General features: G+C 65.5%; 18 protein-coding genes and 2 pseudogenes. 11 read left to right on the forward strand and 9 right to left on the reverse strand.

What is annotated here, in order from left to right:
- Positions 1 to 4 precede the first annotated feature (4 nt).
- The 3 genes from MVF96_RS20610 to MVF96_RS20620 all read right to left on the reverse strand — a co-directional run bounded on the left by MVF96_RS20610 (position 5) and on the right by MVF96_RS20620 (position 3,300).
- Positions 5 to 1,237 carry an amidohydrolase family protein gene (locus MVF96_RS20610; protein WP_247450260.1) on the reverse strand — a complete coding sequence of 411 codons (1,233 nt, stop codon included), beginning with the start codon at positions 1,235 to 1,237 and terminating at the stop codon, positions 5 to 7.
- A 468-nt stretch (positions 1,238 to 1,705) separates the two neighbouring features.
- Positions 1,706 to 2,890: a thiolase family protein gene (locus tag MVF96_RS20615; protein ID WP_065632533.1), complete on the reverse strand. Its 1,185-nt coding sequence runs from the start codon at positions 2,888 to 2,890 to the stop codon at positions 1,706 to 1,708.
- Positions 2,887 to 3,300, reverse strand: coding sequence for a Zn-ribbon domain-containing OB-fold protein (locus tag MVF96_RS20620; protein WP_065632532.1), 414 nt, complete (start codon positions 3,298 to 3,300; stop codon positions 2,887 to 2,889). The genes MVF96_RS20615 and MVF96_RS20620 overlap by 4 nt, the downstream gene beginning before the upstream one ends.
- Before the next feature lie 309 nt (positions 3,301 to 3,609).
- Between MVF96_RS20620 and MVF96_RS20625 the strand changes: the two genes are divergently transcribed.
- Positions 3,610 to 4,824 carry a CaiB/BaiF CoA transferase family protein gene (locus MVF96_RS20625; RefSeq protein ID WP_175401199.1) on the forward strand — a complete coding sequence of 405 codons (1,215 nt, stop codon included), beginning with the start codon at positions 3,610 to 3,612 and terminating at the stop codon, positions 4,822 to 4,824.
- An 89-nt stretch (positions 4,825 to 4,913) separates the two neighbouring features.
- Here the strand turns inward: MVF96_RS20625 and MVF96_RS20630 are convergent, their stop codons facing one another.
- From MVF96_RS20630 to MVF96_RS20640, 3 genes are all read right to left on the reverse strand, one after another.
- On the reverse strand, positions 4,914 to 6,077 hold the full coding sequence (locus tag MVF96_RS20630; protein WP_065632531.1) for an NDMA-dependent alcohol dehydrogenase: 1,164 nt from the start codon (positions 6,075 to 6,077) through the stop codon (positions 4,914 to 4,916).
- Positions 6,078 to 6,111: 34 nt separating this feature from the next.
- Positions 6,112 to 7,530, reverse strand: coding sequence for an aldehyde dehydrogenase (locus MVF96_RS20635; protein ID WP_396266476.1), 1,419 nt, complete (start codon positions 7,528 to 7,530; stop codon positions 6,112 to 6,114).
- Between the two features lie 108 nt (positions 7,531 to 7,638).
- Positions 7,639 to 8,751, reverse strand: coding sequence for a TIGR03857 family LLM class F420-dependent oxidoreductase (locus MVF96_RS20640; RefSeq protein WP_083207503.1), 1,113 nt, complete (start codon positions 8,749 to 8,751; stop codon positions 7,639 to 7,641).
- 90 nt (positions 8,752 to 8,841) lie between these two features.
- Here MVF96_RS20640 and MVF96_RS20645 point away from each other — a divergent pair, with 90 nt between their 5' ends.
- The 5 genes and pseudogenes from MVF96_RS20645 to MVF96_RS20665 all read left to right on the forward strand — a co-directional run bounded on the left by MVF96_RS20645 (position 8,842) and on the right by MVF96_RS20665 (position 13,187).
- On the forward strand, positions 8,842 to 9,963 hold the full coding sequence (locus MVF96_RS20645; protein ID WP_065632530.1) for a phosphotransferase family protein: 1,122 nt from the start codon (positions 8,842 to 8,844) through the stop codon (positions 9,961 to 9,963).
- A pseudogene (locus MVF96_RS20650) lies at positions 9,941 to 10,392 on the forward strand (FAS1-like dehydratase domain-containing protein). Before MVF96_RS20645 ends, MVF96_RS20650 begins: the two are co-directional and overlap by 23 nt.
- Positions 10,389 to 10,808 (forward strand): MaoC/PaaZ C-terminal domain-containing protein, encoded by a 420-nt coding sequence (locus MVF96_RS20655; RefSeq protein ID WP_065632529.1) that lies wholly within the window; start codon positions 10,389 to 10,391, stop codon positions 10,806 to 10,808. Before MVF96_RS20650 ends, MVF96_RS20655 begins: the two are co-directional and overlap by 4 nt.
- Before the next feature lie 70 nt (positions 10,809 to 10,878).
- A complete protein-coding gene (locus tag MVF96_RS20660; RefSeq protein WP_247450262.1) occupies positions 10,879 to 12,213 on the forward strand; it encodes a TetR/AcrR family transcriptional regulator in 1,335 nt (444 codons plus the stop codon).
- A gap of 203 nt (positions 12,214 to 12,416) precedes the next feature.
- Positions 12,417 to 13,187 (forward strand): SDR family NAD(P)-dependent oxidoreductase, encoded by a 771-nt coding sequence (locus MVF96_RS20665; RefSeq protein WP_065632527.1) that lies wholly within the window; start codon positions 12,417 to 12,419, stop codon positions 13,185 to 13,187.
- Positions 13,188 to 13,305: 118 nt separating this feature from the next.
- Here MVF96_RS20665 and MVF96_RS20670 read toward each other — a convergent pair.
- Positions 13,306 to 14,489 (reverse strand): annotated as a pseudogene (locus MVF96_RS20670) (CaiB/BaiF CoA transferase family protein).
- On the reverse strand, positions 14,486 to 16,630 hold the full coding sequence (locus MVF96_RS20675; protein WP_083207507.1) for an acyl-CoA dehydrogenase family protein: 2,145 nt from the start codon (positions 16,628 to 16,630) through the stop codon (positions 14,486 to 14,488). Before MVF96_RS20675 ends, MVF96_RS20670 begins: the two are co-directional and overlap by 4 nt.
- 280 nt (positions 16,631 to 16,910) lie before the next feature.
- On the opposite strand from MVF96_RS20675, the gene MVF96_RS20680 reads away from it, so the two are divergent.
- Genes MVF96_RS20680 through MVF96_RS20695 form a run of 4 tightly spaced genes read left to right on the forward strand, consistent with a single transcriptional unit; the run spans position 16,911 to position 20,707 of the window.
- Positions 16,911 to 18,422 carry a class I adenylate-forming enzyme family protein gene (locus tag MVF96_RS20680; RefSeq protein WP_065632524.1) on the forward strand — a complete coding sequence of 504 codons (1,512 nt, stop codon included), beginning with the start codon at positions 16,911 to 16,913 and terminating at the stop codon, positions 18,420 to 18,422.
- Between the two features lie 45 nt (positions 18,423 to 18,467).
- A complete protein-coding gene (locus tag MVF96_RS20685; protein WP_065632523.1) occupies positions 18,468 to 18,773 on the forward strand; it encodes a hypothetical protein in 306 nt (101 codons plus the stop codon).
- Positions 18,766 to 19,863, forward strand: coding sequence for a CaiB/BaiF CoA transferase family protein (locus tag MVF96_RS20690; protein ID WP_065632522.1), 1,098 nt, complete (start codon positions 18,766 to 18,768; stop codon positions 19,861 to 19,863). The genes MVF96_RS20685 and MVF96_RS20690 overlap by 8 nt, the downstream gene beginning before the upstream one ends.
- A gap of 43 nt (positions 19,864 to 19,906) precedes the next feature.
- Complete coding sequence (locus MVF96_RS20695) at positions 19,907 to 20,707, forward strand: enoyl-CoA hydratase-related protein (protein ID WP_065632521.1); 801 nt, start codon at positions 19,907 to 19,909, stop codon at positions 20,705 to 20,707.
- 126 nt (positions 20,708 to 20,833) lie between these two features.
- Here the strand turns inward: MVF96_RS20695 and MVF96_RS20700 are convergent, their stop codons facing one another.
- Positions 20,834 to 21,694 carry a 3-carboxyethylcatechol 2,3-dioxygenase gene (locus MVF96_RS20700; RefSeq protein ID WP_175401198.1) on the reverse strand — a complete coding sequence of 287 codons (861 nt, stop codon included), beginning with the start codon at positions 21,692 to 21,694 and terminating at the stop codon, positions 20,834 to 20,836.
- A gap of 178 nt (positions 21,695 to 21,872) precedes the next feature.
- On the opposite strand from MVF96_RS20700, the gene MVF96_RS20705 reads away from it, so the two are divergent.
- Positions 21,873 to 23,552: an FAD-dependent oxidoreductase gene (locus MVF96_RS20705; protein WP_065632520.1), complete on the forward strand. Its 1,680-nt coding sequence runs from the start codon at positions 21,873 to 21,875 to the stop codon at positions 23,550 to 23,552.
- Positions 23,553 to 23,769 lie beyond the last annotated feature (217 nt).

Here is a 23,769-nt window from a genome sequence, read left to right on the forward strand (position 1 = left end):
GTCCTCAGCGAGCCGCGGCCTCGGTGCGCGGGAAGTTGTACAACTTCCGCGCGTTGAGTTCGACGATCTTGTGGGCCTCCTCATCGGGAACCTCGGCGAGGAGCTTCTCGGTGTACCGCCGGCTGTTGGGCCAGTTGGAATCCGAATGGGGGTAATCACATTCCCAGGTGATGTTGTCGATACCGACCTGGTGGCGACGGGCAACACCTTCGTGGTCGTCGATGAAGCAGCCGTAGATGTTCGACCGGAACAGATCCGAGGGACGGACCTCTTTGTTCACGTTCTGATACCAGCGATGCTTCTCCCAGGTCAGGTCGATTCGCTCGAGCAGGTACGGCATCCAGCCGATCCCGCCCTCGGACAGAGCGATCTTCAGGTTGGGGAATTTGTAGAAGACCGGCGAGAACAGGAGGTCTGCGGTCGCATACATCGAGTTCGTGCCGAATAGCGCGATCATGACCGCCATCGGCGCCTCAGGCGACGTGATCGGGGCCCGACCCGATGAACCGAAGTGCATGCACAACGGCATGTTGGTTTCTTCGGCCGCGCGGAACACTGGGTCCCAATGGTCGGTGTAGAACGACGGAAGACCCAGCGTGACAGTGTTTTCCGGGAAAGTGATCGCCTTGGCCCCCTTGGCGGCACAGCGGTAGATCTCCTCCGCGGCGGCCTGCGGGTCCCACAGCGGGAGAATGATCAGCGGGATGATCCGGTCGGGAGCCGCCGCCGCCCACTCGTCGAGGTGGAAATCGTTCCATGCCTTCACCGACAGCAGGGCGAGTTCTTTGTCCTCGCCCTCCAGGAAGACCGTGCCGGCGAATCGCGGGAACGAGGGAAAGCACAGGGCAGCCTGCACACCATCGATGTCCATGTCGGCCACGCGGGCCTTGGCGTCGTAACAGCCGGGCAACATGTCCGAGTAGCGCGTCGGGTCCATGCCGTACTCCTGCGGCTTCTTGCCGGCCACCGCGTTCAGTCCGATGTTCGGGTAGATGCGGCCCTCGTAAGACCACACCTCCGCGATCTTCTTCTTCGCGGCCCGACCGCCCTCGCCGCGTGCGGCATTGAGCAGGGCCGCCGAGAGACCTTCGTCCCCCTGCTGCTGACTCATGTCCATCTCGATGATCCGCGGACCCTCATCGAGGAACTTCTTCGGCAACCTGGTCGACCAGACGTCTGGCGGTTCGATCAAGTGATCGTCGACCGAGATCAAGTGCATGTAATCCTGGAGCGGCACAACGCCTCCTGCTACGTATGACGGGCTACAAGGGGGGAACAGGCCACTGTGAACCTGGGCATCGTTCCCATATCTGACACTATGTCACTTTAGTGACAGGCGTCACAAGAGTCAAGTTATTCTCGGAGAAATCCGGCATTCGCGCAAAGAATCTGGAACGTCGAGGTGGTCGAACGCAGCTCAGAACTGACATTGATGTCACCCCAAGCGGTTGGTGCCGGGGAGCGATCCGGACGTCGATGCCGCCGGCGGGGTCCCACTGAGAGGGAGCAGCGGCTGATTGCGTCCAACCCCTTCGCTCTGCCCCGGCGGATCAGGCATCATGACCGGACTTCCCCGGGTTCGCAGTCGGGTACTCCTACGTCGGTCGACGGTGTCTGAGTTCGTCTCCCGCGCACAGCAACTGACGTCGTCGGTGTCCACCCGGATTGCGGGTGGACACCAACGACGTCGGATGAACCGTCCCGATCAGGTACCGAGTTTCAGCAGCATGGAACCCGCCTCCGGACCCCCGCCGATCCCCACGGCGGCCACCGACAGGTCCTTCTTGATCTGGCGATCTCCGGCCTGCCGCCACAATTGGGTACAGGCCTCGTGCAGGAACCCGTAACCATGCAGACGGCCCGCCGACAACTGCCCACCGTGGGGGTTGATCGGCAACGTGCCGTCGATCGCGTAGTACCCCTCGTCGTCGAGGAACTGCCCGACCTTGCCGTGCTCGGCGAAGCCGAGCGCTTCGATCCACTGCGAACACAGGTAGCTGAATCCGTCGTAGAGCGTTGCGAAGTCGACATCGGCCGGGGTCAGGTCGGTCCCTTCCCACATCGACGCGGCGGCGTCGTGTGAGGCCATCGTCGTGAGGTCGGTTCGCTGGTCCCAGGAGTGTCGCTCGTAGAGCGCCGAGCCTGCCGCTTCGATGGTGATCGGTGTCTGTTTCAGGCCAACCGTCTCTTCTCGCCGCGACAGGATGATCGCGGTCGCTCCGTCACACGGGACGTCACAGTCGAACAATCCCATGGGAGTCGAGATCATCCGCGCGTTCAAGTAGTCGACCATCGACATCGGCTTGCGGTAGATGGCGTTCGGATTCCGGGCCGCGTTGGTGCGTGCGTTGATGACCAACTTTCCGAGATGCTCTCTGGTCAAGCCGAACTCATACATGTAACGCTGTGCGTACATGCCGATCCAGCTGGCCGGGGAGGCGGCTCCGAATGGCATCCGGAACTCCGCATGGCCCGACGCACGCATCGCCTTGCCCGTCAGCGCGGCGGCGCGACCAGATGCCTGGGCAGTGGCCTCCCAGACCGACCGAAAGCACAGCACGTGTGTGGCGCGGCCCGAAGAGATTGCCGCAGCCGCGTCGAGCAGCGTGCCTATCTGGCCCGACGTCTCCACACCGCTGACGTGCCACCTGGTCCTCAACCCGAAGGCATCGCGGACATCGTGCGTGGTCGCACCGACGAACCCGCCCTCCGCCTGTACCGGGCCCGGATAGCTTGCGACACCGTCGATGTCATCGAACGTCAGGCCCGCGTGGGCCACAGCGCGCTCGGCGGCCTCGAGCGCCAGGTCGATACCCGAACGCCCGATCCGCCGGCCGATCTCGGACTGACCTATCCCGCTGATGACCGCCTTGTCGTCCACGAAACTCATGCTGCCAACGGCCTGAAGAAGGGCAGGGACACATCGTCGTGTGACTCGAACACGACCTCGACCGGCTGTCCGATCTCGACCGCATTCACATCGACGCCGACGATGCACGTGGTCAGGCGGACATCGGGCTGATCGTCGAGTTCGACCACCGCGATGACGTAGGGAGGAGGGAAAGCGGGAAGCCAGGGGTGGTGATTGACCGTGAAGGACGCGATTCGTGCACGCCCGGACGCGGCCTCTGGTCCGACGTTGCGACTCCGGCATCGCCAGCATGCCCCGACCGGCGGGTGAATCCAGCCTCGACAGTCTCGACATCGGTATATGCGGAGTTCACCGTCGAATCCTCCGGTCCAGAAGGCCTCCGATTCCGGGGTCACCTCCGGCAGAATCCGACCTGCCTCGTTAGACATCTGCTCGTCCTTCCGAAAATCACTGTTGTCCGGGCGGCCGGCAGCTGCGCGACGCGCGTGACGGCGGTCACCCCGGTCTCAGGTTAGCATTCATCACCACTGTGTCAGATATTGATTTGCCAACTTGGCTCAAGGATCGGGTCGCAGGGGTGGATCTCGCATCCACCTGCCAATCTAGAGTCCAACTTCGTAGTGACACGCGACACAAAACGCGGGTATTTTCGTGTACACTTAGTCAGATATAGCCCGATGGGGCACGGCGACGATCAGTCGCGGCCCATCGAGTCAGGACCGAGAGGAACAATTGACGTGGTCGGTGTGCTGAACGGAATTCGTGTTGTCGAGGTGGCGGCCTGGACGTATGTGCCGGTGGCGGGCGCGATCCTCGCCGAGTGGGGCGCGGACGTACTGAAGATCGAGCATCCCGAGTCGGGTGATCCCCAGCGCGGGCTCGTGACGTCGGGATTGATCCCGGCCGGCGGGGTCAATCACATGTTCGAACTCCCGAACCGCGGAAAACGCAGCGTTGCAATCGATCTCAAGTCAGAACAGGGACGCGCCCTGCTGATGCGGCTGATCGCCACCGCCGACGTATTCCTGACCAATTTCCGTCCCGACGCCCGCAAGAAGCTGGGCCTCGACGTCGAGGACGTTCGGGCGGTCAACGACAAGATCGTGTACGTTCGCGGTTCCTCGAGCGGCCAGCGCGGCGAGGAAGCGAACCGCGGCGGGTACGACATGACCTCGTTCTGGAGTCGCGGCGGCGCTGCCGACAACATCAGCCCGGACGAACTGGACTACCGCCTCACCATGCCGGGTCCGGCGTTCGGCGACGTTCTCGGCGGCCTGACCCTGGCCGGCGCCGTCTCCACCGCACTCCTGCATCGCGAACGCACCGGCGAAGCCCTCACCGTGGACAGTTCCCTGCTGGCGATGGGTGCATGGTCGATGGGCGCGACCATCGCGGGCGCGCACGCGTTCAACATGGAGCGGTACCCCAAGCACACTCCCGCGACGGCCGCGAACCCGCTGGTCAACACCTATAAGACCGCCGATGGTCGGTTCATCTCGCTGGTCATGCTCGAGTCGGACCGCTACTGGCCCGAACTCGTCACCGTTCTCGGAATCCCCGAGATGATCACCGACCCCCGGTTCGAGAACCACGCGAAGCGCGGTGAGAATCGGCTCGAGGTCATCGAGGTCCTGAGCAACGCATTCGGCAAACGGACGCTCGAGGAGTGGAAGCCCGAACTGGCCAAGATCGACGGGTCCTGGTCGGTGGTCCAGACACCACGTGAGGTCGTCACCGATCCGCAGGTGCTGGCGAACGGCTACATCACGGACCTCACCGACGTGAACGGCGTGGACTACAAGTTGGTGAGCACCCCGATCCAGTTCAACGAGACGCCCAGCGAGCTGACCCGTGCGCCGGCCCACGGTGAGCACACCGACGCGGTGCTCGAGGAGCTGGGACTGCCCATGGAGGAGATCATCGACTACAAGGTGAGCGGCGCGATCCTCTAGTCCGAGCCGACGAAGGGGAGGACGCCGAACGGCGTCCTCCCCTTCTGTTCGTCTGACACCGGCTGTTCGAGCGTGGAAGGAACAGCGGATCACACGCCGGCAGCAGCCTTTTCCAACGACTGATCCTCTGGCGCGTCGGCAGCCGGGTAACGCAGGATGCCACGCACGTTGTTACCCGCGCGCATGTCGTCGTAGCCGTCGTTGACGCCCTCGAGCGGGTAGCTGCGTGTGACCATCGCGTCGAGGTCGACGAACCCACCGCTCCACAATTCCAGAACCTTCGGGATGTCGGCGCGCGGATTGGCCGAACCGTACAGGCTGCCGACGATCTGCTTCTCCTGCAGGGTGAGGTCCATCAGGTTCACCGAGATCTCGCGCTCGAGCATCGGGTGGATGTTGGTGACGATGAGCCGCCCGCGCTTGGCCGTCATCGCCAGGGCCTTTGCCACCAGACGTCCCTCGCCCACGCCCATGGCGCAGATGAACTTGTCGGCTCCCCGGTGCCACGTCGCCTCCGCGACCACACCCCGGGCGTCCTCCCACGATTCGGCCACGTGTGTGGCACCCATCCGAAGTGCGATCTCCCGCTTGTACTCCGACGGATCGATGACGGTGACCGTCCGCGCCCCGGAGAGCTTCGCCCCCTGGACCGCCGCGGCTCCGATGCCCCCGACCCCGGCGACGACGACGTTCTCGCCGGGCTGGACGTCGGCGGTGTAGACCGCCGATCCCCATCCGGTGATGAATCCGCAACCGAGTAGGCATGCGCGGTCCAGGGGGTGGTGCGGTTCGATCTTGATGCAGCTCGCCTCGTTGACCACCGTGTGGTGGGCGAAAGAACCCACGCCACAGGCGAGCGCGAGGTCCTCCCCCTTGGTGTGATGGCGCGCCGTATCGTCCTGGATCTGGTTCCCGCTGTAGATCTTGGCACCCAGATCGCACAGGTTCTGATGCCCGTTGGAACACGACGGGCACCGTCCACAGGACGGGATGAATCCGAACACGACGTGGTCGCCCGGCTGTAGCCACGACACGTGGGAGCCGACCTGTTTCACCACACCCGCACCCTCATGCCCGCCGATACAGGGCAACCGGAACGGCATGTCGCCGGTCACGATGTGCTCGTCGGAGTGACACATCCCCGAGGCATGCAGCTCGACGAGCACCTCTTGTTCTTTCGGGGCATCGAGTTCGATGGTCTCGATCTGCCAAGCTGTGTTGCGCTCCCACAGAACCGCGGCCTTGGTCTCCATTTATTGTCCTTCCACACTACGTTCCGACGAGACGTCAGAGGATGATCGATTGCGATTCGAGGTATGCCGCAATGCCTTCCGGGCCACCCTCGCGTCCGATACCTGATTTCTTGAAACCACCGAAGGGACTCCCGAAGTCCAGTGGCGCCGCTGAGTTGATCGACACCGAACCGGTTCGGATACGCGCCGCCACCCGGCTTGCCCGCACCGGATCCGCCGACCAGACCGCACCCGCGAGTCCGTACTCCGAGTCGTTGGCCACGGCGACCGCGTCGTTCTCGTCGTCGTAGGCGATGACCACCGCAACCGGCCCGAACAACTCGTCACGGGCGATCGCCATGTCGTTGTCGACGTCCGCCAGCACAGTCGGGCTGACATACGAACCGCTGTCGAAACCGTCAGGGCGGGTACCGCCGGCGACCAGGCGAGCACCGGCGTCGACCGCGCCCGCCACCGCGTTCTCGATTCTGTCGCGGGACGCCGCGTTGATGACCGGTCCCACCTCGGTGTCACGTTCTGCTGGATCACCGATGCGCATCGCCGAGACTGCTGCCGCAAACGGCTCGAGGATCTCGTCGTAGCAACTGCGCGGCAGCAGGATCCGCGTCTGCGCGGCACAGATCTGCCCGTTGTTGGCCATCACGCCGGTGACCAGTCCGTTGATGAGGGTGGCGTCGACCACGACATCGTCCAGCACGACAGCGGCCGACTTGCCTCCCAATTCGAGGGTCACTCGACGGACGTCCTGCGCACACGCGGCGCCGATCTGTTTTCCGGCAGCGGTCGATCCGGTGAAGCTGATCTTGTCCACACCAGGGTGGGCGACGAGCGCCGCTCCCGTGGCCACACCACCGGAGACGATGTTGATCACCCCCGCCGGGATACCGGCTTCCTCGATGCACTCCGCCAGCATCGAGAGGGCGAGCGGTGCCTCCGGTGACGGCTTGAGGACGATCGTGCACCCGGCGGCCAGCGCCGGAGCCATCTTCAACGCGGCGGTGAACAACGGTGCGTTCCAGGGCACGATCGCTCCCACCACACCGACCGGGAGTCGACGCACCAGAACCTCGCCACCCGTCGCCGACGGGCGTCTCTCCTCGAACTCGTAGTCCTCGACGATCGCCGCACAGGCCCGGTAGACCCCGAGGGCGGTGGCCAGTTGCCCGAAGGTCGTCCACTTCCGTGGTGACCCGACCTCGGCGGAGACGACGTCGGCCAACTCTTTCGTCCGTGCTCCGATCGCATCGGCCAGGGCGGTGATCGCCTGTGCGCGGATGGCGGCGGTGCTGGACTGCCACGGGCCATGCTCGAGCGCCGTCCGGGCGGCCTCGACCGCGACGGCGACGTCGGCCGCGGTCGCCTCGCCGACCCGTCCGAGCAATTCGCCGTCGGCGGGCGAACGGACCTCGATCGGCGGCCCCGATGTCGGACTCCATTTTCCCGATACGTACATGCCTTCGAATTCGTACACGTACAACCTCTCACTGTGCTCTGCGAGCGTGGCAGCCACGATGTCGTGATCACCCATCGGCCCGTCCGTATTTCTGGCAGTAATGTCACCCTAGACCAACGACGGTACCGCGCCCTCGGCGCTGCCGAACAGCGGTCCGAGCTGATCGGGCGTACTACCGTGCAGAACCAGTTCGTCGGCGCCGGCATCGCGGTACCGATCGAATGTCCGCCAGCATTCGGTCCCCGAACCCACCGCGGACGCCGACCGGATCCATTCCTCGGGTAGCGAGGACGCCACCTCGGTGAGCTGTTCGCGTGTCCGAACCGAATCCGCCGCCCCCCGGACACCGCGCAGGTGCGGATGCGCACGGAGCGCGTCCAGATCCTCGACCGACCATCCGTTGACCTTCGCCAGCTGCTCGCCGAACCCCGGGATCTGGTAGTACGTCACCGCACGGCCACCGATCACGGCCAGTTCCTCGGCGGGGTCGAGGCCGGAGGCCACGACCACGGTGGCGTAGATCCGCACGCTGCCGGAGGCGCGTTTCGCATCCTTCTCCGCCTGACGGACGACCCGGACCGATCGGGCGACGGCCTCCGGTGTCAGGAACGGGTGCAACAGCACCCCGTCGAAGTACCGGCCCGCGATGCCGAGCCCCCGGGGGCCGATCGCGGCGAACACCAACGGCGGAACCGGCTGGTCCGGAACATCGGCCAGGCGTAGCGAGGGATATCTGCCGGCCGGTCCGTCGTATGTGACCTTCTCGCCGCGACACAGCCGTCGGAACAGTTCGGCCGAGTCGACGATCGAGGCATTCGTGGATGGGGGTAGCCCGACCGCACGCCACATCGCGTCGACCGAGCGGCCGATCCCGATGACGATCCGTCCATTCGACATCGCCTGGGCCGTCATCGCCATCGAAGCGAGCATCGCCGGATGCCTGGACTGGAAATGAGTGATCCCCGAGGCGATCTCGATCGTGTCCGTGACCTGGCCGATCGACCCGGCGATGACACCGAAATCCTTCGTGCCCCACCGCTCGCTGAGCCACAGTGTGCTCAAGCCCAGGCGCTCGGCCTCGACCGCCTGGCCGATCACCGGCCGGGGATCCGGTACGCGCCCTGGAAGCGTGTACGCACCCACCGCCGGCCGAGGCGGTCGCCCGGTCCCGAGCGCAGGATCGAACGCGATCCCCGAAAAGTTGGCTTTTTCGTCGGTCATGGGCCTATTCTGACAGTGTTGGTCACTTTATGAAAGGGCGTGGCAGTCCGAGTTTCGCGGCGGCGCCCGGGCCGGAGGAATGGAATTCGTATGGTCTACACACCGACCCGGGGTGACCTCGGCGGCGATGCACGCGAGGTTCTCGACTCCTGGCTTCCCCCGCGCATCGCACCCGACGGCACCGACTTCGAGATCTCGGATCTCTCGGCGCCGGATGCGGGCTATTCGGGCAAGACGGTATTCCTGACCGCGACGTGGACGGACCCGGCCGGAAACCGGCGACGCGCGGACCTCGTACTGCGGATGCAGGCATCGGACCACCAGTTGTTCACCACTCCGGACGCACCCCGCCAGGCCGAGATCATGAAACGGCTGGGCCGGACGGCGCGCGTCGCGGTTCCGGAGATCGTGTGCATCGAACGCGATTCCTCGATCCTCGGCGCCCCCTTCTATCTGATGCGACGTGTCCGTGGCCGCACGCCTTCGGACGTGCCGAGCTGGCACAAGCGTGGTTGGACCACCGAGCTCTCGACTCCCGAGCGAGAACTCCTCTACGACAACGCGATCGAGTCGTTGGTGGCCGTCCATCAGGTGGACGACCCGGACGTGCTGGACTTCCTGCGCGAAGCTTCCGCGACCGGGTCGACCGGGCTCGCCCGCTATCTCGACAACCTCCGACGTTGGTACGAGTGGGCTCGCCCCGATCTCGCCGTCGGCGCGGAGACCCTGGCGCGCGCGTTCGATGCCATCATGACCGGGGCGCCGACCACCGACCGCGAAGGCGTGGTGTGGGGTGATGCTCGTGTCGGGAACATGTGTTTCGCCGACGACATGTCGGTCGCCGCATTGTTCGACTGGGAGACCGCAACCACCGGACCCCCCGAGATCGATCTGGGTTGGTGGCTGATGTTCGAGGAATTCCTCTGTGAAGCACTCGGTTTCATCCGCCCCGCCGGTATCCTCGACAGCGAAGCGACTCTCCGTCGATACGTCGAACTCGGCGGACGAGTCGACGGCGACATCGGCTACTACAAACTGCTGGCAGCGTTTGTGCTGTCGCTCATCAACAACCGTCTCGCCATCCTGCTGGCCAGAGACGGTCTCGACATGGAGATCGCCCGCAGGTATCCCACCACCGTCGTCGGACTCGTGGACCGATATCTCACCGAACTGAGCACTGGAGAACCAGATGACCAACAGCGAACCGCCTGAACCGTCGCCGGTCGGCACCACCGGCCAACCCTGGGAGATGGTGATCGAACAGGGCAAGATCCGCGAGTTCGCCGCCGCGATGCAGTCGGACAACCCCGCTTATCAGGGACCCGACGCGATCATCCCACCGACATTTCTCGTCAACGCCGCGCAGTGGGCACCGGCGGGAGTACGGATCAACGTCGGTTTCGACCGCAGACGACTGCTACACGGCGAGCAGGAGTACACGTTCGTCGGCCCTCCCCCAGGGTCGGCGACGTCCTGATCGCGCAGGAGCGCATCGTCGACCGATACGAGAAGCCCGGCAAGCGGGGAGGTCAGATGCGATTCGCCGTCGTGAGAACCGAGTTCCGGGACCGAACCGGTGATCTGGTCGCCCAGGCCACCGCAACTTTCATCGAACGCGCTGCCCGAGGAGCAACCCGATGACCGCCCTCACCGTCGGAAGCACCGCCACGCCTCGACAGTTCGGACCGCTGACCCGTCAGATGTTCGTCCGGTACTCGGGAGCCTCTGGGGACCTGAACCCGATGCACTACGACGACACCATGGCACGCAGCGCCGGGAACCCGTCCGTGTTCTCGCAGGGAATGCACCAGTCCGCGTTGCTCGCGACCTTTGCGACCGACTGGCTCGGGGCCGAGAACGTACGCCGTTACGGTGTGCGGTTCCGTGAACAGGTATGGCCGGACGATGTCCTGACCTGCACCGGCGCGGTCACCGCGATCACCGAGAACGCCCGCGGCGAGACCATTGCCGCCGTCGAGTTGACGTGCACCCGGCAGAATGGCGCGGTCGCCATCGCCGGATCGGCCGATTTCGTCGTACCACATGTGGCAGCGTGACGAAGACGATCGTGCCGTTTCGGGACGGTCGGTCGTCCGCTGTGGCGATCAGCGGTTAGGCTGAACTCCCATGTCAGATGCAACGCCGATAACGCGCAGGGCCAGCTATGGCCCGTCGAGCCCCGAGGTGGGCAGCCGGGGCGCGAACACACGCACCAAGATCGTCGAGGTCTCCCTGGATCTGTTCGGCCGGCTGGGCTTCTTCAACACCTCCGTGGACGCCATCGCCAAAGAGGCCGACATCTCGAGGGCCACGCTCTACCAGTACTTTCCCGGCAAGGACGAGATTTTCCTCGAACTCCTGGATGTGTGCGGGCGGGCTCTGTTCCGGGTCGCGCGGCGTATCGGCCCGCTGGGCCCGACCAAGGTCGGATTCGACAACCTCAACTGGTGGCTCGGCGAGTGGAGCTGGGTCTTCGACCGATACTCCACGATGTTCGTGCAGTGGACGAGTGTGGCCATGTCCGACACCTCCGTCCGGCCGCAGATCGACACTTTCATGTCGGCCTACACAAAGCTGGTCACCGACAGGCTCGAGCGTTCGGACCTGCAGGGAATCGAACCGCGGGTGGCCGCGATGGCGATGATCGCGATCGTGCACCGCATCAACCTGTTCCTCGCCACTGATCGCACCTACGGTCGAGACACCCAGGCGGTGGTCGACTCGCTGTCTGTCTACCTGCAGTTGTTGCTGTTCCCCGAGACCCCGTCGTCCGTCCTCAACAGCATTCCTCTGGAGACGCCGCCCGAGGACGTGGTCATCGAGGTGCCTCCGCTGCCTTCGACCGTCGGCCTGTCCGTCGAGGACCGGACCGCGAATCTGAGCAAGCGTGCGATCAACACCGTGCGCACTCTGGTGGATGCCGGCGCGAAGCAGTTCCAGCTCAAGGGATATCACCGTACGAGCGTCGACGACATCGTAGAAGAGGCCGGACTCGCCCGCGGGACGTTCTACAAGTACTTCAGCGAGAAGCAGGACCTCCTGGTCGCCATCAGCATCGAAGCCGCCGATCTGGCGATAGATCACGCCGAGCGCCTGAGCAAGATCAATCTCACCGACCCGGACACCACAGAGCTCCGTGCCTGGATCCGCAGCCTGGACGATTTCATGAGGCGCTACTCGGGTTCGATCGGGGCGTGGAACGAGCAGACCACGGACAACGACATCGTGGGTCAACTCGGCGTCTGCGGGCAGGCGGCCATGGATGCGGCGATGGTGGCCGACCTCGTCGCGACGCGACGTGACTATCCGTTCGACCCCGTGGTCGCGGCCATCATCTTCCGCTCACTGGTCGCCAGAATTCCGCAGGCCGCGCGGGAACAGTCACCTCCGCTGTCGGAGGACGAGACCGCCGATCTCCTGATCGCGTGCATCCGGCGCGGATTCTTCAGCCATCTGGCCTGACCCCTGAGACCGGACTCGTCGGTGCTCTTCTGACCCATGGTCGGAAAGTTGCTTCGCCAGAAGCGTTGCTTTACACGACATCTGAAGCCTGGGACCCGTCCGTCATTGACTACTTCTGACGACTATGTCATCTTTGAGGGAACTCATTACGGGTGGTCTGATCGGCATTCGACCGAATGCCGCAGCAGGAGAGGAAGCTTCAGATGGATATCAGTCGCGCATCCGCGCTCGTCACCGGTGGCGCCGGCGGTCTCGGAGAGGCCACGGTTCGCACCCTGGCCGCCGCGGGTACGTCCGTGGTCATCGCCGACCTGAACGATGAGAAAGGCAAGGCCCTCGAAGTCGAACTCGGTGACCACGTGCGCTACGTCAGCACCGACGTGCTCGACGAGAGCAGTGTCAACGCGGCCCTCGCGGTCGCCAACGAGCTTGCGCCCCTTCGGATAGTCGTCAACGCGCACGGCGGGTCCGCTGGCGCGTCACGCGTGGTCGGTCGCGACGGTGAGCCGGCCTCGTTCGAACAGTTCCAGTGGTACGTCAATCTGTTCCTCAACGGGACCTTCAACGTCCTGCGACTCGGCGCCGCCTCGATGGCCAAGAACGAGCCCGACGAGGTCGGCAACCGTGGTGTCATCGTCAACACCGCGAGCATCGCCGCGTTCGAAGGTCAGATCGGACAGACCGCCTACTCCGCGGCCAAGGGCGGCGTCGTCGGTCTGACGCTGCCTGCCGCGCGCGACCTCACCAAGCAGGGCATCCGCGTGATGGCCATCGCACCGGGCACCTTCTTCACACCGGCCTTCAAGATGGAACGGGAGGAGGCCGAAAAGTACTGGGGTTCAACGGTTCCTTACCCATCTCGGATGGGTAGCCCGTCAGAGTACGCCGCCCTGGTGGAGCACATCGCGAAGAACGACTACCTCAACGGCGAGGTCATTCGCATCGACGGAGCGCTGCGGTTCCAGCCCAAATAGGACCCTGACGACCACACAACAAACGGATCGAGTCGCTCACCGGCGAGCGACTCGATCCGTTGTTGTCTGCGATGGGGTAGGGCGCGCCGGGAGGCAACCGCCACAGCTCACCGCTGCCTCACACGATGTTCGCGTGCCGCCACTGATCGATCGTCGCCGCGTCCACGCCCAGTTCCCCCAAGATCTTCTCGCTGTGTTCGCCCAGTGCCGGAACAGGATCCATCCGGGGATCGACCCCCTCAGATCAGCCGGCGGTAACAACGCACCGATCTGTCCGCCGGGTGTGCGCACGGTGCGCCACCGCTTGCGTTCGGCCAGCACCGGATGGTCCCACACTTGCACCATGGTGTTCGTCCGGGCGTTGGCGATACCCGCGGCCTCGAGCTTGTCTTCCAGCTCGTCCGCCGTGAGGGATTGGATCGCGGCGGTGATGATCGCCTCCAGTTCCTCCCGGTTGAGCACGCGCAGGGGGTTCTTGGTGAACCTGGGATCATCCGCCAACTCCGGCAGGCCGAGGACCTCCGCACAAAGTCGTTGCCACTCGGGCTGATTCTGGACGGCGAGCAGGACGATACCGCCATCACCGGCGGTGAACGGACCATACGGCGCGATCGTCGCATGCCTGGCTCCGGTCCGACGCGGAGCGGTGCCTCCATACCGGGAGTAGTACATCGGGGAACCCATCCACTCCGCGAGGGCCTCGAAGAGCGACACCGAAACGGCGGGCGCGCGGCCCGTCGTCGCCCTCGTGTACAGCGAGGCGAGGATACCCGAATAGGCAAAGGTCCCGGCCGCGATGTCGGCCACGGAGATCCCCGCCTTGGCGGCCTCGTCCTCGGTCCCGCTCACCGCGATCAGACCGGCCTCGGCCTGGACGAGCAGATCGTAGGCCTTCCGCGACTGCCACGGCCCCTCTCCGTAACCGGTGATCTCACAGACGATCAGACCGGGATGCGAGGCTTCGAGGTCGTCGGCACCCAAACCCATCCGGCGCACTGCCCCCGGACCGAGATTCTGGATGAACACGTCCGCATCTGCGAGCAGTTCGCGCAGAATCCGCTGCCCGACCTCGCTCTTGAGGTCGAGCGTCAACGATTCCTTGGACCGGTTGAGCCAGACGAAGTAGCTCGAATCCCCGTGCACCGTCTCGTCGTAACCCCGGGCGAAGTCCCCGACCCCGGGGCGCTCGATCTTGATGACCCGCGCGCCGAGGTCGGCCAGCTGACGAGTGGCATACGGCGCAGCCACCGCCTGCTCGAGACTGATGACCGTGATACCGACGAGCGGCAAGGAGGGGGTCATCGAACCGATGGTTCGCGCGGCAGGCCCAGCAGACGTTCGGCGATGGTGTTGCGCATGATCTCAGACGTGCCGCCGGCAATGGTCAGGCAACGCGCGAACAGGTAGGCGTACGTGAGGCCGGGAGTGTTTCCGGTGACCGCGGCGGTACCGGCCAGGTCGATGCCCAGCTCGGTGATTCGTTGCGAGTGTTCGGCTTTGATCAGCTTGGTGACGTTCGCCTCGGGTCCTGGTCCGGCACCGATGACCGCTCGGGCGGCCTGGCGGAGATTGAGGAGACGCAGTGTGTGGGCTTCGGCGATCATCTCGCCGACCCGATGCTCCGCGTCACGGGCGCCGGTCCCGTCCAGCAACTTGACCAGTTCCGCGACGCCGAAGTCGATGGAACCGCTGCCGCCGCCGATGGAAACCCGCTCGTTGCCCAAAGTGGCCCGGGCGACCTTCCATCCTTCGCCCACCTCCCCGACCACATCGGAATCGGGAACGAACACGTCGTCGAAGAAGACCTCGTTGAACAGCGCCTCACCGGTGATCTCGCGGAGCGGACGAATCTGGACTCCCTCGGACGAGAGGTCGATCGCCATCATCGACACACCCGCATGTTTCGAGGCGTCCGGATCGGTGCGGACGGTCGCGAGGCCCCACTGACATTCGAGAGCGACACTGGTCCAGACCTTTTGGCCGGTCACGCGCCAACCGCCGTCGACCTTCTTGCCGACGGTCCGGACAGCAGCAGCATCCGAACCCGCGCCGGGCTCGCTGAACAGCTGGCACCACTGGTCGCGACCGCGAAGTACCGGTTCGATCCACCGCTCTCGCTGATCATCCGAACCCACCTGCGCGATGGTGAGATTGACCCAACCCGTGATCCCGAGATCGGGCAGGTCGATACCCTCGAACTCTTCCTCGATGACCAGTTGTTCGATCGCTCCGGCCTCGCGTCCCCAGGGCCTACGCCAGTGCGGCACGAGGTATCCGCTGTCGACCAGGTGGTCACGGCGCTGCCCCTCGGGCAGGGATCGTACGGCCTGCGCCTCGGCGCGTGCAGCCGCGCGGAACTCCTCGGCCTCTGGTGGCAGGTCGAACGACGCGCCCTGCGCCTGCCCCGCACGATACGCATCGACGATGTCGGCGAGCGGATCGACGCCGTCGGTCAGAATCGCGGCCACGGTGGTCGCCCTGCGTAAGTACAAGTGGGCGTCGTGTTCCCAGGTGAACCCGATGCCCCCGTGCAGCTGGATGTTCATCCGGGCATTGCCCAGTTGGGCCGGGCCCGCGTACGCGGCAGCGACCGCCGAGGCGAACCAGATGCCGTCGATGTCACTCGCACGCGCCGCGTCCCAGGTGGCCGCGATCGACGCCTCGGTGGCGATGAGCATGTTGGCGCAGTGGTGTTTGACCGCTTGGAATGACCCGATGGACCGTCCGAACTGTTCGCGGACCTTCGCATAATCGGTGGCCATCTCGAGGCACGCGAGCGCGCCGCCGATCGCCTCTGCGGCGGCCAGGACGCGAAGGACACTGCGGCCCGCCCGACTCGCGCTGCGCAGAACACGGTTGGTCGGGACCGCGACTGCGGTCAGCGACACCGTGCCGATACCGCGAGTGGTGTCGAGGGCCTCGGCCGCCGCGACCTCGACGCCGGCTGTGGCCTTGTCGAGCACGACGAGGTCGTCGCCGAGGGAAAGCACGAGGAGGTCTGCCTCAGGTGCCGACAACACCGCGCGCACCTGGCCGCTGATCAGACCGTCGGCGTCGCGGGACAATCCATTGGCGAGCCCCACAGCGCCTGTCGTGGAACCGTCGGCGAGACCCGGGAGGAGTTCGGCGCGGAGATCCTCGTCGCCCGCGTGAGCGATCACGGCCGACGCGACCACGGTCGACAGGAACGGGCCGGGAGCCAACTCGTGCCCCATCGCCTCGAGGACAACGGCCAATTCGGCGATGCCGTAGCCTGAGCCCCCGTACTCTTCCGGTAGGTGCAAGCCGAGCCAACCGAGGTCTGCAGTGCTCGACCAGAAGGTCTCGAGTTCGACAGCCCCGTCCAGAGAGGCCCGCGCAGCCGCACGCACACCGTGCCGCGCGAGATGGCCGACGGCGGCGTCGGCCAGGTCAATGTGTTCGGAGGATATGGCAAGCGCCATCTCGGCCACCTTTCGATTGCGAACTCGTCGGGCCTGTCGACGTTCGAAACTGACCCTAGATGTCAGATCACCGATATTCAAGACTCGCTCGATCGCGGCCGGACCGAGCAGGCTTCGGCACCCCCATCTTGCGATGATGGATTCTGAACTGGGCAAATATTCGCCGCATCCGCGTCAGGGACTCGGCTCGGCCATTGCATGGACAGGGTGTCAGATGATCTACTATGGTTCCGTGCAGGAGTGACCCACGTCATTCACACGAGAGATTTGGAAGTCTTGAATGAGCATCTCGCTGATCTTGGACATGGCCTTGTCGGGCAACCCCGACAAGACGGCCATCACCGTCGACGGAGCCTCCCTGACCTACGCCGAATTCGGTGAACTGGTCACCGGCGCAGCGACCGTCATCACGCAGGCAGGCGCCGAGAACGTCGTCTTCCTCGGGGAATCCGGACTCGAACTCCCGGTGCTGCTGTTCGCCGCGGCCCATGCCGATGTCCCGTTCGTCCCGGTGAACTACCGCCTGGCCGCCGCGCAACTCGAGCAATTGATCGCGCGCACCCGCTCTCCATTGGTCGTGGCAGACCCGAGATACGTGTCCGAACTGTCGTCGGATCACAACGTGACGACCACCGAGGAGTTCGCGACGGCCGCGCGGGCCGCTGCCGCCGACCCCCTGCCGGCCGCGAACGTCGACCCCGACGATCCGGCCATCGTCCTGTTCACCAGCGGGACCACCTCCGCCCCCAAAGGTGTGATCCTGCGACACAGCCATCTGCTGAGCTACGTCATGAGCACAGTGGAATACGGCTCCGCAGCGGACAACGAGGGCGCGCTGATCAGCGTTCCGCCTTATCACATCGCCGGGATGGGCACGATCCTGACGAACGTCTACGCGGGCCGGCGGATGATCTATCTTCCCCAGTTCGACGCACACGGGTGGGTGGAACTCGCCCGCCGCGAGGGCGCCACCTCGGCGATGGTCGTGCCGACGATGCTGGACCGTATCGTCGATGCCCTCGCGGGTGCGCCGGCCGACCTTCCCGCTCTCGCATCGTTGTCCTACGGTGGGGCACGGATGCCGCGCCCCACCCTCGAAGCAGCGCTACGCGCGTTCCCCCAGGCGGGCTTCGTCAATGCGTACGGACTGACCGAGACGAGTTCGACCATTGCCCTTCTCGGTCCCGACGACCATCGCGCGGCCATGGAGAGCGACGATCGCGACGTCCAGGCACGCCTGGGCTCCGTCGGCCGGCCGGTGCCCGGGATCGAGATCCAGTTGCGTGGCCCCGACGGCCTCCCGGTGGCCGACGGCGAGCAAGGCGAGCTGTGGGTACGTGGACCGCAGGTCTCCGGTGAGTACATGGGGGCCGGGTCGGTCCTCGACGCCGAAGGTTGGTTTCCCACAAAGGACCTCGCATACACCGATTCCGCCGGGTATCTGTTCATCGTGGGGCGCAACGACGACACCATCATCCGTGGCGGCGAGAACATTGCACCCGCCGAGATCGAAGACGTACTCGTACAGCATCCCGCGGTCCATTCGGTGGTGGTTGTCGGTGTGCCCGATGCTCATTGGGGTGAGGCCATCGTGGCCGCCGTGGTCGTCGAGGCGGGCTCCTCGCCCGACCACGACGAACTGCGCACCTACGTACGCGAGCGCCTCCGTGGTTCCCGGACACCGGACAGGGTGGTCTTCCTCGACGACCTCCCGGCAACCGCGACCGGAAAGATACTGCGCAAGAAAGTCGTCGAGGACATCGTCGATCGTCCTGCGACCGCACACGCGTAGCGCGTGCACACCACCTGATCCGATCAGCAAGAGAACGGAGACACCGTGTTCAAGACCGGAAGTCGTCTACAAAGCCAGGTTTGTGGCACCCAGGTCATCATCATCAAGGCGCCGGCAGGCGAGGCAGCACTCGATTGCGGGGGTCAGCCGATGATCGATGTGACGCAGTCACCGGTGGCCGGGCTCAGCCCCGCCGCGGGCCTCGACGGCGGCACCCAGATCGGCAAACGCTACGTCGACGCCGACGACACCGTCGAGATCCTGGTGACCAAGCCCGGCACCGGAAGCCTGTCGCTGGACGGGAAGCTGCTGGACGTCAAGAGCGCCAAGCCACTCCCCTCGAGTGACTGACGGCGCAACTTCGGCGCGCGGACCGCTCGGCGGGATTCGCGTACTCGAACTAGCAGGTGTCGGACCGGCGCCGCACGCCGCGATGTTGCTCGGCGATCTGGGCGCGGACGTCGTCCGCGTCCAGCGTCGTGGCTCGCTGGCCCCGGATCGCCCCGCCGCGGCCGGACTTCGAGGTCGGACGATCGTCGAGGCCGACCTGAAGGACGCGGCGGACCTGCGTGACATCCGGGGGCTCGTTCAGCGAGCCGACATCCTGATCGAGGGGTTCCGTCCGGGCGTGGCGGAGCGGATGGGCCTCGGACCCGACGACGTCGCCGAGCTCAATCCGCGACTGATCTACGGCCGGATGACCGGATGGGGACAGACTGGTCCGCGTGCCGCCGAAGCCGGGCACGACCTGAATTACATCGCCATGACCGGGCTGCTCCACGCCGTGGGCCGGCCGGGTGAACGCCCGGTGCCGCCGCTGAACCTGTTCGGCGATTTCGGCGGCGGCTCGATGTTTCTGGTGATCGGGCTGGTCGCGGCCCTGGTCGAGCGACAGTCGTCGGGTCGAGGCCAGGTCGTCGATGCCGCGATCGTGAACGGCGCCCCCATGCTCGGGCACCTCTTGTGGGCCATGCGTGGCGCGGGTCGGTGGTCAGACGATCGCGGCGTCAACGTCTTCGACGGGTCCGCGCCGTTCTACGACACCTACGAGTGTGCTGACGGGAAGTACGTCGCGGTCGCCGCCTTGGAGCCGCAGTTCTTCTCGGAGCTCCTCGCCGTACTCGGTATCGATCCGCTCGAGGTGGGCGAGCAGCGAGACCCGGCCGGTTTCCCGCGGATGCGCACGATTTTCACCGAACGCTTCGGTTCGCGGACACGGGACGAGTGGGCCGCGATGTTCGCCGGGACCGACGCGTGTGTCACCCCGGTGCTGACGTTCGCCGAAGCCGAGACCGATGCGCACATGGTCGGTCGCGGTGTGTTCACCGCGATCGGCGGGGTCACCCAACCCGCACCGGCACCGGCGTTCTCACGGACGTCGCCTGCACTACCGACGCCACCGCCTCGCCGTCCGGCCGAGACCGCGGACGTCTGGGCCTGATCGTCAACCGTTGTCCGTACTACCGATCCTGGAGGAATTGATCATGACCGTGACTGCCGAAGCCCCCGCGCTGATCGAGCGCCGCGGCCACGTCTTGCTCATCACGCTGAACCGCCCGCAGGCGCGTAACGCCGTGAACGCCGAGATGTGCATTCTGGTGGGGGATGCCCTGGCAGAAGCAGACAAGGATCCCGACGTTCGCGCAGTCGTGCTCACCGGAGCCGGCGACAAGGCGTTCTGTGCCGGCGCCGACTTGAAGGCGATCATGCGCGGGGAAGCTGTGATCCCGCCCGGACGCGAGAAGTGGGGCCTGGCCGGATACGTCGGACAGGCGATCAGCAAGCCCACGATCGCGGCTGTCAACGGACCGGCGCTCGGCGGCGGCACCGAACTGGTACTCGCCAGCGATCTGGTCGTTGCGGCCGACACCGCGGTGTTCGGGTTGCCGGAGGTGACCCGCGGGCTGATCGCCGGAGCAGGCGGCGCGTTCCGTCTCGCCGCGAAACTCCCGCCGGCGGTCGCCATGGAACTACTGTTGACGGGCGAGTCGATCACCGCGGCCCAGGCACTCGACCTGCATCTGGTCAACCGGGTGGTGCCCGCGGCCGACGTTCTCGACACCGCGCTGGCGCTCGCTGCGACGATCGCCGGCAACGCGCCGCTCGCGGTTGCCGCCACCAAGCGAATCGCCCTGGCGCAGAACGAGAGTGGCGATCGTCCTCAGGAAGCAGTCGGCTGGGAGATGACGAACGCGGCACTGCCCGCAGTCGCCGGCTCCGAGGATGCCAAGGAGGGCCCGCGCGCATTCGCGGAGAGGCGCGCCCCGGTCTGGCAGGGCCGCTGACCGGTCGCGTCCTCCGGGCGGACGGACCACCTGTCCGGACGGCCGAACTGAGGCTGTCGCGAGAGACCCCTGGTAGCGATGCGCCAGGGGCTCCACCCCCTCATCGTGTCGGTCGCCGGGCGCAGGTCAACGCGATACGACGAGACCCATGCCGGTGATCCATTCTTCGACCGGCTGGTAGGCGACGGTGTGCAGCGGCTTCCCGCCGCCGGCGGCGCCCGCTGCGAGCCAGGTTCGCACCTCGTTGGCGCCGACGCCGGCCTGCGCACGCGCGTCGTCGGTGAGTGCGGCGAGTTCGGCACCATCCCACTCGGCCAGCGCATCCAGGAAGGCCCTGTCCCACTCGGGCTTGATCTTCTTCCGCGCGGCCGCGGCGCCCTCGGTGATCACGCGCCGCCGCTCCTCGTCGCTGATGTCGAAGGCATCGAGTTCCAGGCTCGGCGGCGAGTGCGACAGTCCGCCGGTCCCGACGACGAGCACGCGCGCGTCGATCGTGTCGAGAAACCGTCCGACCGCGTCGCCGAACGACAGGACCCGCGCAGCCGACGGCAGCGGCCCGGTCGCACAGTTGATGGGTAGCGGGATGACCGGGTACGCATTCAGGTCTCCGGTCAGATCTCGTAGCGGTTGCGCGAACGCGTGGTCGAGGCCGACCTCCCGACAGATCGAGATGTCGAACTCCGAGTCGAGCAGATGGGCGCCGAGCTCGGCGGCGATGTCAGCCGGAACGTCCAGGCGACCCTCCGCGTGGCCGCCTTCGGGAAGTATCGAGGCCGACAGCGCGACGGCAAAGGTCGGGACGATGTGGCGGAAAGCCCGCCGGTGGTCGCCACCGAACAACACCACGAAGTCGGGGTCGAACTCGGTTACCACGGCGCGTGCCTCGGCCAGACCCGCCCGGAACTCCGTTCCGAAGACCAGATCGGTGTCGCGCTCCATGCCGGGGCTGTGGCTCGCGCACACCACCAAGCGGTTCTGTTCGGTCATGTCACTCCTCGTCCGTACGCGGTGGGTGGCCCGCCCGCGCGCCGCCCACCGATCAATAGTGACACAGACGTTAGATCAAATACCGAACCCAGTCGAGAGCGGCTCGGTCATCCCTTGACAGAGGCACACACTCACGATCAAACTAGACGTAACTGTCAGATATTGGAGGTTGACTCACGTGGCTTTTGTGATCCTGCAAGCTTGTTGCAACGACGCATCGTGCGTCGATGTCTGCCCGGTCAACTGCATCCACCCAACGCCTGACGAACCGGACTTCATGCGGACCGAGATGCTGCACATCGACCCGCAGACATGCATCGACTGCGGCGCATGTGTGGAGGCCTGCCCCGTCGACGCGATCAAGGCCGAGGACGAACTGGACGACCCGGAGCTCCCGTTCATCGAGCTCAATGCCGATTACTTCGAACAGCACCCCCTGCAGTCCGGACAACTCGACGTCCCGAAACCGTTGTGGCGCAAAGCGGATTTCTCGGATATGCGCGTGGCCATCGTCGGTTCGGGACCGGCCGCGTTCTACGCGGCCGCCGAGCTGATCTCGCTGAAGGGCGTTCAGGTCGACATGTTCGAGCGCCTGCTCACGCCGTACGGACTGGTGCGCTCAGGGGTCGCCCCCGACCATCCCGGCACGAAGGCGGTCACCGACATCTTCCGGACACTGGAGCGCCGCAAGAACTTCAGGCTGCACCTCGGAGTCGAGATCGGCGTCGATCTGACGCACGAGGAGCTGCTCGCCCACAACCACGCGGTCATCTACGCGGTGGGAGCGTCGTCGGACCGTCGCCTGGGCATCCCCGGCGAGGACCTCCCGGGCAGTCATACCGCCACCGAGTTCGTCGGCTGGTACAACGGCCACCCCGACTACGCGGACCGGACCTATGACCTGAGCGGCGAGCGCGCCGTCATCGTGGGCAACGGCAACGTCGCCCTCGACGTCGCTCGGATTCTGCTCACCGATCCTGATGACCTCGACCGCACCGACATAGCCGATCACGCACTCGAGGTGCTGCGCACGAGCAACATCCGCGAGGTCGTGGTCCTCGGCCGCCGCGGTGTCGCACAAGCCGGCTACACCAACCCCGAGATGATGGCACTGCGCCATCTTCCGGGCGTCGACCTCGTGATAGACCCGGATGACGTCGAGATCGACCCGGTCACGCAGGGCATCCTCGACGCCGCCGACACCGAGTCGTCGGTGAAGGCGAAGATCTCCCTGGCCCGCAGGGTTGCCGCGGACGGCGACACAGGCGCGGCGAAACGTCTGGTCCTGCGATACCTCTCCTCCCCCACCGAGATCTCCGGGACAGACCACGTCGAGTCGATCAGCATCACACGCAACGAACTGCAACTGACCGAGTCCGGCGGAGTCGTCGCCGTTCCCACCGACGTCACCGACGCCATCGAGACGACCCTGGTGCTGCGCGCGGTCGGCTACCGCGGCGTTCCGGTCCCCGGAGTGCCGTTCGACGACGCTCGCGGGGTCATCTCCAACGTCGAGGGCCGGGTCGTCACTCTGCACGGCGGCGAGCCCGTTCAGGGCGTCTACGCCACCGGCTGGGTGAAGCGTGGTCCGTCCGGTGTCATCGGAACCAACAAGAAATGTGCAGCCGACACCGTGGATCTCCTCCTCCAGGATTACGTCGCCGAAGCTCTTGCCGATCCGCCGCAGGACGCGGACTCGTTCGCGGAACTCCTGGCCGAGAGAGCACCCGAAGTCGTCGACTTCGCCGGCTGGACCCTGATCGACAAGGCGGAGAAGGCCGCGGGCAAGCCGCGTAAGCGACCGCGGGTGAAGTTCGTCGACGTCGATTCGATGAGGGCGGTGGTCCGCGGGGACTGAGGTACCTCGCGACACGCCTGTCGTAGCTCCGACGCATCGCTACTCACGATCGTCACATATTTCTGACGAAGTGATCATTACTCCGTCAGACGCCGACCATGCTCAAGCGGGCTCACCATCCTCGCTTGACAATGGCTTTTCTGGGTTCTAGCTCGCTTTATTCCAGACTCTACGGTAACGATTAGGTAACATACGGCGGGAATGCTGGGAGTGACCC

This window comes from Gordonia hongkongensis, from assembly GCF_023078355.1.
Classification (GTDB): domain Bacteria; phylum Actinomycetota; class Actinomycetes; order Mycobacteriales; family Mycobacteriaceae; genus Gordonia; species Gordonia hongkongensis.